Origin of the sequence: Halomonas profundus (genome assembly GCF_020865425.1) — a bacterium.
Taxonomy (GTDB): domain Bacteria; phylum Pseudomonadota; class Gammaproteobacteria; order Pseudomonadales; family Halomonadaceae; genus Vreelandella; species Vreelandella titanicae.
In genome coordinates this window covers 3926763-3941446 of record NZ_CP086344.1, presented here as the reverse complement: position 1 = coordinate 3941446, position 14684 = coordinate 3926763, and the positions used below count along the sequence as shown (strand labels likewise).

The 14684-nt window shown below is 56.7% G+C and carries 15 protein-coding genes; 9 read left to right on the top strand and 6 right to left on the bottom strand.

What is annotated here, in order from left to right; all coding sequences use genetic code 11:
- Positions 1-57: 57 nt before the first annotated feature.
- Positions 58-1161, bottom strand: coding sequence for a TRAP transporter substrate-binding protein DctP (gene dctP, locus LMS44_RS18055; protein WP_009288576.1), 1104 nt, complete (start codon positions 1159-1161; stop codon positions 58-60).
- A gap of 436 nt (positions 1162-1597) precedes the next feature.
- Between dctP and LMS44_RS18050 the strand changes: the two genes are divergently transcribed.
- Entirely contained in the window at positions 1598-3685 is a 2088-nt protein-coding gene (locus LMS44_RS18050) for a tRNA(Met) cytidine acetyltransferase TmcA (protein ID WP_498947303.1), read from the top strand.
- A gap of 27 nt (positions 3686-3712) precedes the next feature.
- Complete coding sequence (locus tag LMS44_RS18045; protein ID WP_498945926.1) at positions 3713-5179, top strand: aminoacyl-histidine dipeptidase; 1467 nt, start codon at positions 3713-3715, stop codon at positions 5177-5179.
- Between the two features lie 67 nt (positions 5180-5246).
- Here LMS44_RS18045 and LMS44_RS18040 read toward each other — a convergent pair.
- The 3 genes from LMS44_RS18040 to LMS44_RS18030 form a co-directional block, all read right to left on the bottom strand.
- Positions 5247-6604, bottom strand: a protein-coding gene (locus LMS44_RS18040; protein ID WP_223827930.1) for an IS3 family transposase whose coding sequence is annotated in 2 segments (ribosomal slippage) — positions 5247-6122 and positions 6125-6604 — 1356 coding nt in all. Because the reading frame shifts where the segments join, the coding sequence is not laid out codon by codon here.
- Positions 6605-6688: 84 nt separating this feature from the next.
- Complete coding sequence (locus LMS44_RS18035; protein ID WP_476488486.1) at positions 6689-7165, bottom strand: Dps family protein; 477 nt, start codon at positions 7163-7165, stop codon at positions 6689-6691.
- A gap of 233 nt (positions 7166-7398) precedes the next feature.
- On the bottom strand, positions 7399-8532 hold the full coding sequence (locus LMS44_RS18030; RefSeq protein WP_476488485.1) for a glycerate kinase: 1134 nt from the start codon (positions 8530-8532) through the stop codon (positions 7399-7401).
- 140 nt (positions 8533-8672) lie between these two features.
- On the opposite strand from LMS44_RS18030, the gene LMS44_RS18025 reads away from it, so the two are divergent.
- The 4 genes from LMS44_RS18025 to LMS44_RS18010 all read left to right on the top strand — a co-directional run bounded on the left by LMS44_RS18025 (position 8673) and on the right by LMS44_RS18010 (position 11374).
- Positions 8673-9233, top strand: coding sequence for a hypothetical protein (locus LMS44_RS18025; protein ID WP_022522069.1), 561 nt, complete (start codon positions 8673-8675; stop codon positions 9231-9233).
- A complete protein-coding gene (locus LMS44_RS18020) occupies positions 9230-9589 on the top strand; it encodes a hypothetical protein (protein ID WP_278370580.1) in 360 nt (119 codons plus the stop codon). The genes LMS44_RS18025 and LMS44_RS18020 overlap by 4 nt, the downstream gene beginning before the upstream one ends.
- Positions 9586-10245, top strand: coding sequence for a DUF1007 family protein (locus tag LMS44_RS18015; protein WP_022522071.1), 660 nt, complete (start codon positions 9586-9588; stop codon positions 10243-10245). Before LMS44_RS18020 ends, LMS44_RS18015 begins: the two co-directional genes overlap by 4 nt.
- 79 nt (positions 10246-10324) lie before the next feature.
- On the top strand, positions 10325-11374 hold the full coding sequence (locus tag LMS44_RS18010) for a nickel/cobalt transporter (RefSeq protein WP_278370581.1): 1050 nt from the start codon (positions 10325-10327) through the stop codon (positions 11372-11374).
- Positions 11375-11381: 7 nt separating this feature from the next.
- On the opposite strand, the gene LMS44_RS18005 is transcribed toward LMS44_RS18010, so the two are convergent.
- A complete protein-coding gene (locus tag LMS44_RS18005) occupies positions 11382-11801 on the bottom strand; it encodes an HIT domain-containing protein (protein ID WP_027958625.1) in 420 nt (139 codons plus the stop codon).
- A gap of 174 nt (positions 11802-11975) precedes the next feature.
- Here LMS44_RS18005 and LMS44_RS18000 point away from each other — a divergent pair, with 174 nt between their 5' ends.
- Positions 11976-12107 (top strand): entericidin A/B family lipoprotein, encoded by a 132-nt coding sequence (locus LMS44_RS18000; RefSeq protein WP_053856985.1) that lies wholly within the window; start codon positions 11976-11978, stop codon positions 12105-12107.
- Between the two features lie 99 nt (positions 12108-12206).
- The gene (locus LMS44_RS17995; RefSeq protein ID WP_278370582.1) at positions 12207-12578 is read left to right on the top strand and encodes an I78 family peptidase inhibitor; all 372 of its coding nucleotides are present in this window, start codon (positions 12207-12209) and stop codon (positions 12576-12578) included.
- 7 nt (positions 12579-12585) lie between these two features.
- On the opposite strand, the gene LMS44_RS17990 is transcribed toward LMS44_RS17995, so the two are convergent.
- Positions 12586-13191 carry a LysE family translocator gene (locus tag LMS44_RS17990; RefSeq protein WP_022522075.1) on the bottom strand — a complete coding sequence of 202 codons (606 nt, stop codon included), beginning with the start codon at positions 13189-13191 and terminating at the stop codon, positions 12586-12588.
- 97 nt (positions 13192-13288) lie between these two features.
- On the opposite strand from LMS44_RS17990, the gene LMS44_RS17985 reads away from it, so the two are divergent.
- Positions 13289-14683, top strand: a complete 1395-nt coding sequence (locus tag LMS44_RS17985; protein WP_278370583.1) for an aminotransferase-like domain-containing protein — start codon at positions 13289-13291, stop codon at positions 14681-14683.
- Position 14684: the final 1 nt, after the last annotated feature.

The window sequence follows — 14684 nt, the reverse complement described above, 5'->3', positions numbered from 1 at the left end:
TCCGCGGTCAGCACAAAAAAACCGCCCTGGCAAACACCAAGGCGGCACAGAAGCGCCTTACAGGCAGGCTTCGATCTCTTCCAGTGAGGGCAGGTTATCCATCACGCGACTCATGTTGAAAGGAGCGGAAACATCGCGCCAGGTTGCGTAGTGCTCAAGGTAGGCAATCATCGACTGGTAGACTTTAGCGTGGTCAGCAGATTCGCAAGCACCGCGCAGAATCACTTCGTTGGTGACTTCCTGAATGCGCGCCAAATCTTCTTCAGAGAACTGATTGATCGTGACGCCTGCGTCGATGAACTTCTGTGTGGCTTCGGTCGACTGGCGCTCAGACCAGGCTAGTGACCATGCCATGGTGGCATCCGCCGCAATACGCAGAGTCTCTTGGGTCTCTTCTGAGAGGGCGTCCCAGGCGTCTTTATTGATCATTACGCCAAATACGCTGGCAGACTGGTGCCAACCGGGGGTTGCCCAGTAGTCCGCCACTTCGGCAAAACCGGCATTGAAATCAACGCCAGGGGTGGAGAATTCACCCGCATCGATAACGCCGCGTTCAATGGCTTGGTAGACTTCACCACCCGCCAGAGTGACTTGCGAGCCGCCCAGCTCTTCGAGTACGCGGCCCTGGTCGCGGCCCGAAAGGCGCAGACGCTTGCCTTCCAGGTCGGCAATGCTTTCAATCGGGGTGCGGCCCATAAAGCCCGACTCATTGTTGGTAATGCCGTAAGGCAGATAAACCATGTTGAACTGGCCGTAGATCTCTTCGTACAGCTCGCGGCCGCCCCACTGCTGGATCCAGTTAAGGTAATCAACGCCATTAAACAGGCTGGTGGTCGTGGCCAGTGGTGAAAAAGCGGGGTTCAAGCCGGCCCAATAGCCCGGCCAGTCGCCTGCGGCTTCAATGCTGCCCGTTTCGGTGGCGTCAAATACTTCTGTGCCGGGCATCAGCGTACCGCCTGCGCGGAAATTGATCTGTAGCTCTTCTCCCGCCAATTGATTGACCAGTTCCACCCAGTGCTGGTCAATCTTGATCAGGTCAAGGTTTTCCGGCCAGGTGCTGGTCATTGTCCACTCTTCTTGTGCTTGGGCGGTGGTCGTTAAGGCAGCGAAGGCAATACCAGCGGCAAGGCCGGTGAGGGCAAATTTGTTCATTGTTTTCATGATGTATTTCCTGGTTTGGCGCGTGGCGTTATTAGTGTTGGGTACCTGGATGCAGGAAAGTGCAGCGCTGCTGGGTTACGTTTACGTAAACATGGGTTTTAGCGCTGCAGAGCTAAATTAGCACAACAACCCCGCTGCAGTGCAATATCAGTAATGTAAGAGATTTCAGCCGTTGGTTTTTATGGGAAAACCCTGTTGGTTTAATTAAAACAAATAGTTATGTTGTTTTTTCGGCGTCGGGATGAGTAGTTGCGTCGCTCAAGAACGTTGAAAGGAGTTAAATTATTCAACCAAAGTTGTAAGCATAAGGTGCTCCATAAGAGGCTTAGCGGCACACTTACACACTTAATAGGGTAACGTGATGGGAAGCAGTCGCGCTGGAGCAGGAAATCATTTGTTAAATATCCATGTGCTAGAAAATAAACCGCAAGCGCGGATGGTGGCGGCGTTGGTTCATCATGCGCAGCGTTTGGCCCGCCGCCGCTGGCGCCAGCTTGTGTGGCTAAGCGGCGATGCCGAGCAGTGCCAATCCCTTGCGCAGGCTTTATGGCAAGCCCACCCCTGGAGTGCGCCGTTATGGGTGGGGAGCGAACACCTTTCGCCACGCAAGGCGCGCACGCGCCTGGGCGCAGAGCACCAATTGGTAGTGCTCGACACCCACAGCACCGGGTTTGATCCCGAAGCCTTGGGGGCGCTGGCGGGAACGCTCACCGCCGGTGGTTTGCTGGTATTGCTCACCCCGCAGCCGTGGGGAGAGTCACCAGATCCAGACTACGCACGTTTTGCTGATCATCCCTGGCACTGGTCAGAGCTGAGCTGCCACTACCTGGCGCGCTTGGCGCGTCAGTTGCAGGCCTCGCCTCAGGTAGTGCGCTGGCGAGCTGACCAGACGCTGTATCTACCTCGACTGCCTGTGCGCAAAGCAGATGAAGCCGCAAGTGGCGATAGCGACTGCCTGACCTCAGACCAAGCCTACGCAGTGACACAGCTGGTTGGCTTAAAGCGCCGCCGCCCGTTGGTAATAACCGCTGATCGTGGGCGCGGCAAAAGCGCCGCGCTGGGCATTGCCTGTGCTCGGCTGCTGACCCACAAAGCCCAACGAGTAGTGCTCACCGCGCCGCGGCTGAGTGCGGTGGAGAGCGTGTTCGAGCGGGTAGCGGCACTCTGCCCGGACGGCCGTCGTGTCGCTACCGGCCACTTTGTGTTGGCCGAGGGCAGCGAACTGATTTTTTTACCCCCGGATGTGCTCACCGAGCAGGTTAACGCTCAGCAGCAGGGCGGTGATGGCAGTCATCTAATGGTCGATGAGGCGGCGGCGATTCCCGCTGCACTGTTGGGCCAGTGGCTCGCGGTCTTTCCGCGTATTGCTTTTGCCACCACGGTGCACGGCTATGAGGGGTCGGGAAGAGGCTTCGCCTTGCGCTTTCGCGCGACCCTTGATCGCCTGACGCCCCAGTGGAAAGCGCTAACGCTTAACGCACCGATCCGCTGGCGCAGCGGCGACCCGTTGGAAGCTCTGGTCAATCAACTGCTGTTGTTAAAAGCACCGCTGCCCAGCGCTCAGACGGATGGCAGCGCAGTGGCAACCAAGGTGATTGATCGAGCTCGCCTCGCCCATCAAGACGCTATGTTGGAGAAGCTGTTTGGGCTGCTGGTACAGTCGCACTACCGCACCTCTCCCAATGACCTGCGCCAACTGCTTGACAGCCCGGGTGCTCAGCTACGCATGATTGAGCAGGCAGGTGAACCTCAAGCGGTGTTGGTCACCCGTGAAGAGGGCGGCTTTGAGGCCACTCTTGCCGACCGGGTCGCCCGCGGTGAACGACGTCCCCAGGGGCATTTGTTGGCGCAATCGTTGGCAACCCATGCCGGTAGCCGTGAGGCATTGACTGCCCGCTGGCGTCGAGTGGTACGTATCGCTACCCACCCCGAGCGACGGCGCCAGGGCTTGGGCCAAGCGTTGCTAGGTGAAGATATGGCCGCTGCCAAACAGCAAGGTGCCGCACTTTATGGCGCGACCTTCGGCGCTGAAGCGTCACTGCTGCGCTTTTGGCTGGCGCTGGGTTTTACGCCGGTACGCTTAGGGATTACTCGGGAGACATCCACCGGGGAGTTCGCTGTCATGGTGGCTAAAGCGTTGAATTCAGAGGGCGAGGCGGTGCTTGCTGATCTTAGTGAGCGCTTCCAGACGGCGCTCCCAGCTCTGCTGGCTTTTGAACTCAAGGCGCTACCCGCAGCAGTGCTCGTAGTGCTGCTCGCTCAAATGCCAAGCATGCCACTGAGTGGCCGCGAGTGGCAGGATATCGAGGACGTAGCGACCGCCCATCGCGACCCCGCTCTTGCCCGCTCGGCTCTGCAAGCCTTGGCCCGCGTAGCCAGCCACCGCGCTTTAACTGAGACACAACAGCAGGCACATCAACAATTATCTGCCTGGGCGTTCCAAAATATCGCTCTGGCGGATGCTCATAACGACGCAGTGAAATCCCTGCGCCTCGCTGTCAACAGCCTCATTGAGGTAAAGTAGATCGGTTACCGATAACGAAGAGTCTTTATGAACGCACATCTTGACGCGCTTGAGCCCTCCTTGGTTTGGCGCCACTTTCGAACGCTTTGTAATACGCCGCGCCCCTCTGGGCATGAGGCGGCACTCGTCGCTACCCTCGAAAGCTGGGCCGATGCCCAAGGCCTCGCCCACGACCGGGATACCTTCGGTAATTTACGCCTGCTTAAGCCAGCCTCTCCCGGCTGCGAACAGGCGCCCGGCGTGGTACTCCAGGGCCACCTGGACATGGTGGCCCAGGCCAACAGCGATCATGCTCACGACTTTACCCGCGACCCGGTCAGTACCTATGTGGCCGACGGCTGGCTGCACGCCGATGGCACCACTTTGGGCGCAGACAACGGATTGGGCGTGGCGGCGATTCTCGCCGTGCTGGAAGACCCTGATTTACGCCACGGGCCGTTGGAAGCGCTATTCACCTTGGAAGAAGAGACCTCCATGGGCGGCGCTCTGAACCTGGCTGAAAATTGGCTCGAAGGTTCGCTGCTACTCAACCTGGATAGCGAAGATCGGGGGCAGGTCTATATTGGCTGTGCGGGCGGGGCCGACGTTGAAGTCGATGCCCAACTGCCCAGTGCCGCCGCTGGCGACCACGAACGGGTGATCGAAATCGTCTTGACCGGCCTGAAGGGTGGCCACTCCGGCGCGGATATCCATAAGCCGCTGGGTAACGCCAACCGGTTGTTGGTTAGAGTGCTGCGCTCCCTTGAGGCGTTTGATGCGCGCTTGATTAGCTACCAAGGCGGCACCTTGCGCAATGCGATTCCCCGGGAAGCCTTTGCCCAGGTGGCACTGCCCGCCGATGAAGTGGATGCAGCCATGGTGTCTATCGCCGGGCTGGAAACGATTCTGTTAAGAGAGTTAGGCAGTGGCGACAGCGGCCTTAAAATTAGCGCCCAACGTCTGACTGAGATACCCGACGCGGAGCCGCTAACCTTGGACGCCAGCGTTATGCTGCTGGCCGCGCTTCACGCGGCCCCCTGCGGTGTCGAGCGAATGAGTGCGGACGTACCAGGCGTAGTGGAAACCTCTAATAACCTGGGCGTGCTAAGCCTGGAGAATGGGCGGTTACATCTCTGCTCACTGGTACGCTCACTGCACGACAGTGCTGTGGTGGCCATGGCGGATCGCTTTCAAGCGCTGTTTGGATTGATTGGCGCACGGGTAAAAGTTGAGAACAGCTACCCAGGCTGGGCGCCTAATCCGAATGGCGAGCTATTGGCGACTTTTAAAGCCCGCCATGCGGCGCTGCTGGGCCGCGAGCCGGAGGTGAAGGTCATTCACGCGGGGCTCGAGTGCGGCATTCTTGGCGGCAAATACCCGCATTTGGATATGATCTCTTTTGGCCCGCTGATTCGCGGCGCCCATTCGCCGGATGAGCGGGTAGAGATCGCCTCTGTGGAGGAGTTTTGGTCAATGCTGCGTGCGCTGATTGAAGATCTTGCCGAGCAGCGCTAGTTCTCCTACGCGAAGACAAAAACGGCACCTAGACTGAACTGACCCCATAAACTTGGACAGTGAAAAACTAAGCAGCCAAGGCCTGATTTCGGTACTGCACCGGACTCAGGCCTTTTAATTTGGTCTTAATCCGCTCGTGATTGTAGTAATGGATATAGTGCCGAATGCCCGCCTGTAATTGCTCAATGGTGTCAAAGCGGTTCAGGTAAAAATATTCTGACTTCAGCGTACCAAAGAAGCTCTCCATTGCGGCATTATCCAGGCAATTGCCTTTACGTGACATGCTCTGAATCACGCCATGCTCGCTGAGCTTACGCCGGTAAGCTGACATCTGATATTGCCAGCCTTGATCAGAATGCAGTAAAGGCGCGTCTTGGTCGGCCAACTTAGCCAAGGCTTTCTTGAGCATCCCCCCTACCAGCGAGTACTGCGGCTGTTTCTGCATTGAGTAGGACACGATTTCCCCGTTGTAGAGATCCATCACAGGCGACAAGTACAGCTTTTCGCCTCGGATATTAAACTCCGTGACGTCGGTTACCCACTTTTGGTTGGGTCGTTCAGCATGAAACTGGCGGGCAAGAAGATTGGGAACACTGGCCTGTTGTCCACGATAGGAGCGGTATTTCTTCGGGCGTACCAGCGACTTCAAGCCTAGATGCTGCATTAGGCGCTGGACTGTCTTATGGTTGACCTGCTCGCCCGACTGACGCAACGCTGCTGTGATTCGGCGATAACCGTAGCGGCCTTTGTGATGCTCGTAGAGGACGTGAATGCGTCGCTTCAGACCAGCATGCCGATCTTCCAACTGCTGAGCCCTTGCCTGATAATAGAACGTACTACGCGACAATTCTGCTACTTTTAGCAGCACCGCCAAAGGGTGGCCTTGCTTCAGCTCAAGGACTATCTGCGCTTTTTCTGCGCGGCTTGTTCTTTTGCCTGACGCAAGGCCCTCAACTTTTTTAGGTAGGCCACCTCAGCACGCAAGTACTCATTCTCTTGGAGCAGCTGCTCCAGCGAGCTCTTATCCGTCAGTGGAAGTGGGGGCTTTGGGGGCTCTGTTGTAGGCATCTTCGTCGGACGTCCTCGGGCTTTAGGCTCCAACGCTTGGAAGCCTCCTTCATGATACTGGCTTTCCCACTGTCGTACGACGCTCGTACCACCTCGAATATCGAACAGAGTCGTCGCTTGTAAGGCTGATAGCTCCTCTTGCCTCATCTGTTGCAACACCGCTAATTTGAACTCAGCGCTGTAGTGGGTGAACTTTTTCTGCAAGCCACTTAGACCATGCTGTTCAAAGTGTTTAACCCAACGCCTGACGGTTGTAGGGCCAAGACCGTACTGTCTGGCCAGACTCTTGTAACCCTGCTGTCCTTCTGCGTAGCGTTGCACTACTAGTAACTTGAACGCTTCATTATGTTTCGTCATGAAAAACACCCCAATCGTTGGATGAGCGTCCAACTTTTGGGGTGCAGTTCAAGACGGTGCCGTTCTGACATCAAAAGATGACGCTTACTTGCTTAAATAGGCATTGAGCATCCAGATGGTTTTTTCCTGCTCGCGAATGTAGTCACCGGCTTGCGCCGCGGTGCCTTCATCGTCGGCGTCAGAGGCGAGTGCCAGCAGTTCACGCTGAAGCTCAATGATGGTCTGGTAGCCTTTCAGCACACCTTTGACGCAGGTGGAGCCATCGTGAACGTCTTTATCTTCCTGAATGCGCGACAGCGTTACGTAGTCGCTGTAGGCGTGTACCGGCTTGTGACCCAGGGTCAGGATGCGCTCGGCAACCTCGTCCACTTTGGTCAGCAGGTCGGTGTAAAACTCTTCAAACTTGGCGTGCAGTTCAAAAAAATCGTTACCACGAACATTCCAGTGGTAGCCGCGCACGTTCATATAGAAAATTTGGTAGTTGGCCAGCAGGTGGTTTAGCTTTTCGGCGAGTTGACTAGCGCTACCTTCGTGTAGGCCAATGCTGTTGGTGTCAGTCATATCCTGCTTCCTCTTTATGCCACAGTAGGCGGCGGTTGATGCGTGCTTCCAGAATAGGGTGTCTTTGGGGCGGTGCAAAACAAGTTTTTTGCATCGCTGCCATAGAGCTTGGGCATTAGATCTTTGAAATTAGCGCTTTGTCATTGATGCTTCGACATTAAGCCACTGCCGTTACCCTTTGCTGATTTATTAGATGCTGGCGTTGAGCGCTTTTTTCAAGGTCTACATACATTTCAAGGTCTGTGCGCCCACAGCCGAAGCAGGCTTTCACAGCGCGCTTCCAGTAGTTCAGCGGTGCGCGGTAGTGCGTCAGCTAACGTCATGGGGCCATCGGCTAACGCGAAAGCGGCGGTGACGCCTTCATCAAAACAGGCTTGCCAACCATCGCCTAGGCTGCCCGCCAGCACGATAACGGGTTTGTGGAGACGTTTGGCGGCACGGGAAACGCCAATGGGCGTTTTTCCCGCCAGGCTCTGCCCATCCAAACGGCCTTCGCCGGTAATCACTAGATCTGCTTTGGCCAAGAGCATCGCCATGTCGGCCTGCTGCATAATCATCTCAATGCCGGGCTTTAGTGTGGCATTTAAAAAAGCCTTGGCCGCAAACCCCATGCCGCCCGCGGCCCCTGCACCCGGCAGCGTTCGATAATCATCGCCTAATGCATGAGCGCTGATATCGCCGAAGTGACCCAGCGCACGATCCAACTGCTCGACTTCTTCAGGTGATGCACCTTTTTGCGGGCCAAATACCGCGCTGGCACCACGTTCGCCTAGCAGCGGGTTGTCCACATCAACGGCGGCTTCCAGGCTAAACTTGGCTAACCGCGGGTCTAGCCCATCGAGTTCTAAGCTAGCCAATTGGTTAAGCGCCGCGCCGCCGGGGGGAAGCGGTTCGCCGTGTTGATCTAAAAAGCGCGCGCCCAGTGCCTGCAGCATGCCTGCGCCGCCGTCATTGGTGGCGCTGCCGCCAAGCAGCAGCAGCGCTTTTTCTGCACCTTGATCCAGTGCCGCCAGCAGTAGTTCACCCACCCCAAAGGTAGAGGTGTGTAGCGCATTACGCTCGTCGGCCGCTAAGTGCTGTAATCCGCTGGCTTCAGCCAGCTCAATAAACGCGGTACGCTGGTCGCTCAGCCATCCCCAGGCTGCTTGACGAGGGCGGCCCAGGGCATCTTGAACGTTTAGCTGGCGCCGCTCGGCACCAGTAGCGGCGATGAGTGCGTCTAGACTGCCTTCGCCGCCGTCCGCTAAAGGGCAGACTTGAACGTGCGCCTCAGGTGCAGCGCGCTGCACGCCTCGCGCCATGGCAGTTGCGGCGTCTTGGGCGCTTAGTGCATCTTTGAAGCTGTCGGGGCAAAGCAAAACATTCATTAGCACGATCTCCGCAAAACGGTGTCTTCAATACGGTGTCTTCATTACCCTACAATGTCAGTTAAGTATGACCACCTTTGGCGAGCTTAGCGCGCTAGCCTGCGCCAAACCAGCGGCCTCGCCCATTTAGAGGGACTAACATGAAGTCGATACCCATAAGCTTAACCTGTCTGCTGGTACTTGCTGGCTGCCAAGTGGTTCCTGACCGTCTGCCCCAAGCGGAACCAGCGCCAGCGGCTTCGTGCTATTTCCCCGCCACCCATGAGCGGGCGCTGGAAACCAGCGTTGAGGTGCTCACCGAGTGGGGGTTTACCCTGAACTCTACCGATACTTCCCTGGGCTTGATCAGCGCCAGCCGCGAACGGCCACTGCACGGCTATTATGATCCTTACGACGATGCCTACAGCTATGGGCGTGGAATGCGCCTGTTTGGTGGTGTGGGCATAGGCCGCGGTGGTTCCGGTGTCGGTTTTGGCATCGGGGGGATTGGTTATGGCGGTGGCGTGGGCCAGCAGCCGGTGGAGGTGGAGCGTGTATCGCTATTGGTGGACGACACGCATATACGTATATCCCGAGATATTCGCCGCTTCGATCACTGGGGTGATCTGCGTGAATCCTACAGTGCCAGCAACGACGATTTCTGTCAGCGCTTTCAAACCAGTTTTACGCAAACCGTCCCTGCGACCGGGAGGCCGTTATGAGAATGCGCCACTGGTTGTTAATCGGGCTACTGGGTGGATTGGTTGGCTGCGCGACGACAACGCCTTTGGAACCCCGTGAACTGGTTTACGCTACCTCTGCAGAGGAAACCTTCCGCGAAGCCGTGGAATTGATGGTGGAGCAGGGCTATGTGGTACGCCATGCGGATCTGTCGTTGGGGCGCGCCGAGGCATCCCTTGCCCGCTGGCCGGAGTATCGCCTGCAACTGCAGGTAAGCGAAGAGGGCAGGGGCAGCCGCGTTAGTGTGTCGGCGCTGAAGGGAAGTCAGCCCTTGCCGCCCTATTTGCTCGACCCTTGGCTTGTCGCCTTGCAACATAAATTAGGTATCGCGCCATGAAGTGGGCGGGTACCGCAGTAGCCGTTTGCTTGGGTATGAGTGGCTTTGTGGTCAGCCCCGATGCCCGTGCCCACCCTCACGGCTGGATCGACCTGAGTGTGCGGGTCATCACCGATGATCAGGGCATGGTGAGTGGCCTGCATCAAACCTGGCGGATGGATCCCTTCTACAGCCTGGTCGTTTTTGAAGAACTACAGCAGGTGGAAAACGCCAGTCTAGAGGAGGGGCTGGATCAGCTTGGCAAAGAGATTCGCGATAATCTCGCCGCGCAGCACTATTTAACCGAAGTGAGTATTAATGGTGAACACCAGGCGTTGGGTGAGGTAAGCGAATATACCGCCATGGAGCGGGATGGGCGGCTTACCTTTATGTTTATCCTGCCGCTGGAAGCGCCCCAACCGCTGACAGATGCCATGCTTAGCTACCAAGTGTTTGACCCCACCTACTACATCGAAGTGGTGCACGAGGAGGAAGGTGGCCAGCCACGGGATGATGCACTGATACTTCACGGTGAGCCTGTCTGTGAGTTGTCTATTCTCCCCGCGGATCCCGACCCTGAGTTGGTGATGCAAGCGGCGCTGCTCGATAAAGATGAGAGTGGTGAGCCCGGCTTGGGGCGCTATTTTGCCGAAACCGGTCAAGTTGATTGTCGCTAGGCGCTGTTCGAAAACAGGCAGAGCCGTGCTATTTTATGGCCTTGTTACTTTATAACAGCTTTTTCGGTGGAGCGGTTAAATGTTTTTAACACGGCCCTTTACACGTCAATTAGGGTTAATGCTGGGTCTGCTGCTAGCCGCAGCAGTGCTCATCATCGTTTGGCAAGGCGGGTTTCAGAGCGTGAGCTATCAGCTACTTGGTTGGCAGCGTGATCTGCACCGTTCGCTAACGCTGGCGATTACCGAACTGTCGCGCACCCCCACCATGGCGACCTGGGTGAGCCTGCTAGGCATTAGCTTCGCTTATGGCGTCTTTCATGCCGCCGGGCCGGGGCACGGTAAAGCCGTCTTGGCGACCTACTTAGCCTCCCACGGCGGTGCGGTAAAGCGCGCCTTGGGGCTCTCTTTTGCTGCCTCCTTACTGCAAGGCGTGACCGCCATTGCGCTGGTCGTTGTGCTGGTTTACGGCCTAGGCTGGATAACCCGGCAGGCCATGGGTAGCGTTGCCTGGGTCGAGCAGGTTAGTTTTCTGCTGGTGGCGGCGTTAGGGGCGTGGCTATGCTGGCGGGCCGTCAAGCAGTTGCGGCGAGCCTATCAGCCGGAGCGAGCGGCTCATTCGCACAGCCCAGGCCATGAACATAATCAAGACCATGAACATAATCCAAACCACGAACATAGCCATGGTCATGACCACAGCCACTGTTGCGGTGGTGCTCACCATATTGAACCGCATCAGACGTTAGATTGGCGTACGGCGATGATGACGGTCGGCGCTATTGGTATGCGTCCCTGTAGTGGGGCGGTATTAATGCTGGGGGCAGCCAGCTTGCTGGGTCAGTTTGAGGTGGGGGTAGCATCGGTAGTGGCCATGTCGATCGGCACTGGGATAACCGTATCAGCGCTTGCCCTGGCGAGCATTTTTGCCCGTGGCTGGGCGCAGCGGCGCTTATCCAAGCAGCAATACAGCCAGCGCAGCGTACAAAAAGCCACCGGCTGGGTGGCCTTGGCCGGTGGTGCGCTGATAGTAGTAATAGGGATTTCGCTTAGTGTTGCGGGCGTCGCACAGCCTGCCAGTGGGCCGCTCCTCAATGAGCCACCTGCTCGTCAAGGCCACCCATTAACGGGGTAAAAGTCGTCTATATATCAAGCCCGTCGATAAGTGCCAGTAACTGATCCCGTAACTGCGCCTGGCCATCCAGGTCGTAGGGTTCGGGGCTGCCATTGCCCCATACCGGTGCCGGCCAGGTCGCATCGCTGTGCCGTCTAAGCACAACGTGTACATGCAGTTGGCTAACCACATTGCCTAGCGAGGCAATATTGATTTTGTCCCCCTCAAGCGCTGTTTTCATTGCTTCACCTAGCTGAGTGGCTTCCCGCCACAGCTGCTGCTGGTCGTCAGCAGGAAGCTCAAATACTTCGCTAATAGAGGCGTGGCGCGGTACTAGAATCACCCAGGGATAGCGTGCGTCATTCATTAATAGCACGCGGCTTAGCGGAAGGTCTGCGATGGGGAAGGTGTCGGCGGCAAGGCGTTCATCCAGCTCGAATTTGATCAAAGGATAGGCTCCGGGCAAGGGTTTAGGTAATTGCTAGTATAGTCGCCGCAAAGCGACGTAGGGAAAGCGAGCGCGATTGCCAAAACGCTGTTACCCTAAAAAAACTCCCAAGTGGCAAATTACGCTGCCAGTGGAGTTTCCCGATGTTGAATGATTCGTTAAGGAGAACGGAAAATGAAAAAATTATTAGCCATGAGCTTTATGCTGCTGATAACAGCGGGCGTTCTAACGGGTTGCAATACTATTGCTGGCGCTGGCCAGGATGTTGAAGAGGGTGGTCAAGCTGTCCAGGATGCAGCAAGCTAAGGTTGCATGAAAGATGGTAGCATCCCACGGGCTAGGCTAACGCCTGGCCCGTGGGGTTTTATAGCCTATCCCCATAACTTACTTTTTGGAGATTCAAGGATGAAATCCTGTACTTCTTTGGCTAAGTTTGCCGCTGTTAGCGCCTGTGCGCTGCTGTTAACAGCCTGTGTTAATTCGCAAATGCCGATTTCCCCTGCCAACGATGACGTAGACGCAGCGCCACCGCCGCCAACGGTAGGGGCGAATGGCGCCAGTGATGAGTACGCCGCCACCTGTGATTTAGACGCGATTCAATCGGCTATCGGTGAGCCTTTCGATGAGGCTAACGCTGCACAGTTACAAAGCGATAGCGGTGCGCGACAAGTGCGTGTACTTCGCCCTGGTGATATGGCCACCATGGATCACCGCCCGGATCGTTTGAATGTGCATCTTGACGATCAGGATATGATTGAAGATCTGCGCTGTGGCTAACGTTTTGTCACCGTAAAATCAGCACAACGCAGGCGGCGGTCAATAATCCCATGGTGATATTGAACCCCCGCCATGCGCCGTCGCTTTTGATCCACTGCCCAATAGCTGTGCCAAAAGCCGCCCATAAGGCAATGCAGGGCAGAGCCACCATCTCCGCAAAACCTGCCAGTAGCAGCGCATTAAATACCGGTTGGCCGCTTTCGGGTAGAAAACCCGCCATCAGTGCCAGCCCCATTACCCACGCTTTTGGATTGGCGAACTGAAACGCCGCTGCCTGCCAAAACGTGAAGGGTACGCTATGGGTCTGCGCCTTAAGATTGGGCGGCGGGGCGCTGGCAATTTTCCAAGCCAAATAGAGCAAATACGCGCTGCCTATCCAGCGCAGTGCTGTTTGAATCGCCGGGTAGCGTTCAAACAGCACGCCCAAGCCCAGTGCTATACCTGCAAACAACAAAAAGCAGCCGCCTAAAATCCCCCACATATGCGGCAGCGTACGCCTAAAGCCGAAGTTAGCGCCAGAGGCGGTAAGCATAACGTTATTCGGCCCTGGGGTAAGCGTCATCGACATCATATAGAGCGCGGCCGGACCGAGGATTACCCATTCGCTATTCATTTATTGTATCCATACAATTTGGTGATAAGGATTGTTTTGTTGCCGCTTTTGCTAGCATAATGGGGTTTAAATTGACGTCAAAGGTTTTATTGTCACCATGACAATGTGGGTGCCTTCGCTAGCTGAATTTTCTGGTTCACGCTACCGCGCTATTGCCAGTGCCATTGAAGCCGCTATCCAGGCGGGAACACTACTGCCAGGGGAGCGATTGCCGCCCCAGCGCCGCTTGGCGGATGCGCTAGGTGTGACCATTGGCACGGTAACCCGGGGATACGCTGAGGCTGAACGCAATGGCTGGGTGTCGGCACGGGTGGGTAGCGGCACCTATGTGAAGAGCCAAGACCAAAACAATGCTTTTAGCCTGACGTTTCCCGCTGACGAAACGGCCGGTGTGATCGATTTAAGCCTTAGCCTGCCACCGCCCCACCCGTTGCGGCAGACGCTGTTGAGCGAAGCGCTGGTCGCTTTAAGTCAATCCGGGGCAGCATTAGCGCGTGGTGTAACTTACCAACAGGCCCAGGGGCGTCATGAGCATCGTGAAGTACTCGCTCGCTGGTTAAATACTTTGGGTATGCCGCTGATGGCCGATGAGCTGCTCATTACCCAGGGTGGGCAGCATGGCCTTAGTTTGGCGCTCAGCACCTTGCTAAGGCCGGGCGAGCTGTTGGCCGCTGATGCCTTGACCTATCCCGGTGCCATCAGCGCTGCGCAGCAGGGGCATCTAAAGTTGGTAGGCATTGGTCAAGACAGTGAAGGGATGCGCATGGATCTGCTTGAGGCGCAGTGTGCCTGGCAGCCACCTAGAGCGATTTATCTAACGCCGGAACAGAACAACCCCACCGGCGCGTGTTTAAGCGAATCGCGCCGCGAGCGACTGGTAACGTTGGCACGGCGCTACGATATCTGGCTGATTGAAGATGGCGTGCAGTATCTACCCGCTGAGCAGCGCGGTACACCCCTTTACAGGCTTGCGCCGGAGCGCACGCTGTTTGTGTTTAGTACCGCTAAAGTGCTGGCGGGTGGGCTACGAATTGGCGTACTGCGTGCGCCTAAAAGCTTGCACGAGCGGTTAGCGACAGGCCTTCGCGCTCAGAGTTGGATGGTGCCACCGCTAATGGTCGATGTGGTTTGCCATTGGATTAATCAGCCCGCGGCGGAAAAATTACTTACCTGGCAAACTCAGGAGCTCGCGGAGCGTCAGCAGTTGGCTGCCGAATGGCTAAAAGATTTTTCCTTAAGCGGGCGTTCGCACAGCAGCAATGTATGGCTTGCGCTGCCAGAGGGGAGCCGGGCCGTAGAGCTGTGTGAACGGCTACTGCAGCGGGGCGTTAAGGTCAGCAGCGCAGAGCCCTTTTGTGTCGGGAGCACGCCAGCGCCCCAAGCGATTCGGCTATGTGTTGGGGCCGCGGCGGATCGCAGTGAACTGATTCAGGCATTGAGTATCGTCGCCGCCTGTTTAACCGAGCGCCCATTAGCCCCTGTCACTTTGTGAA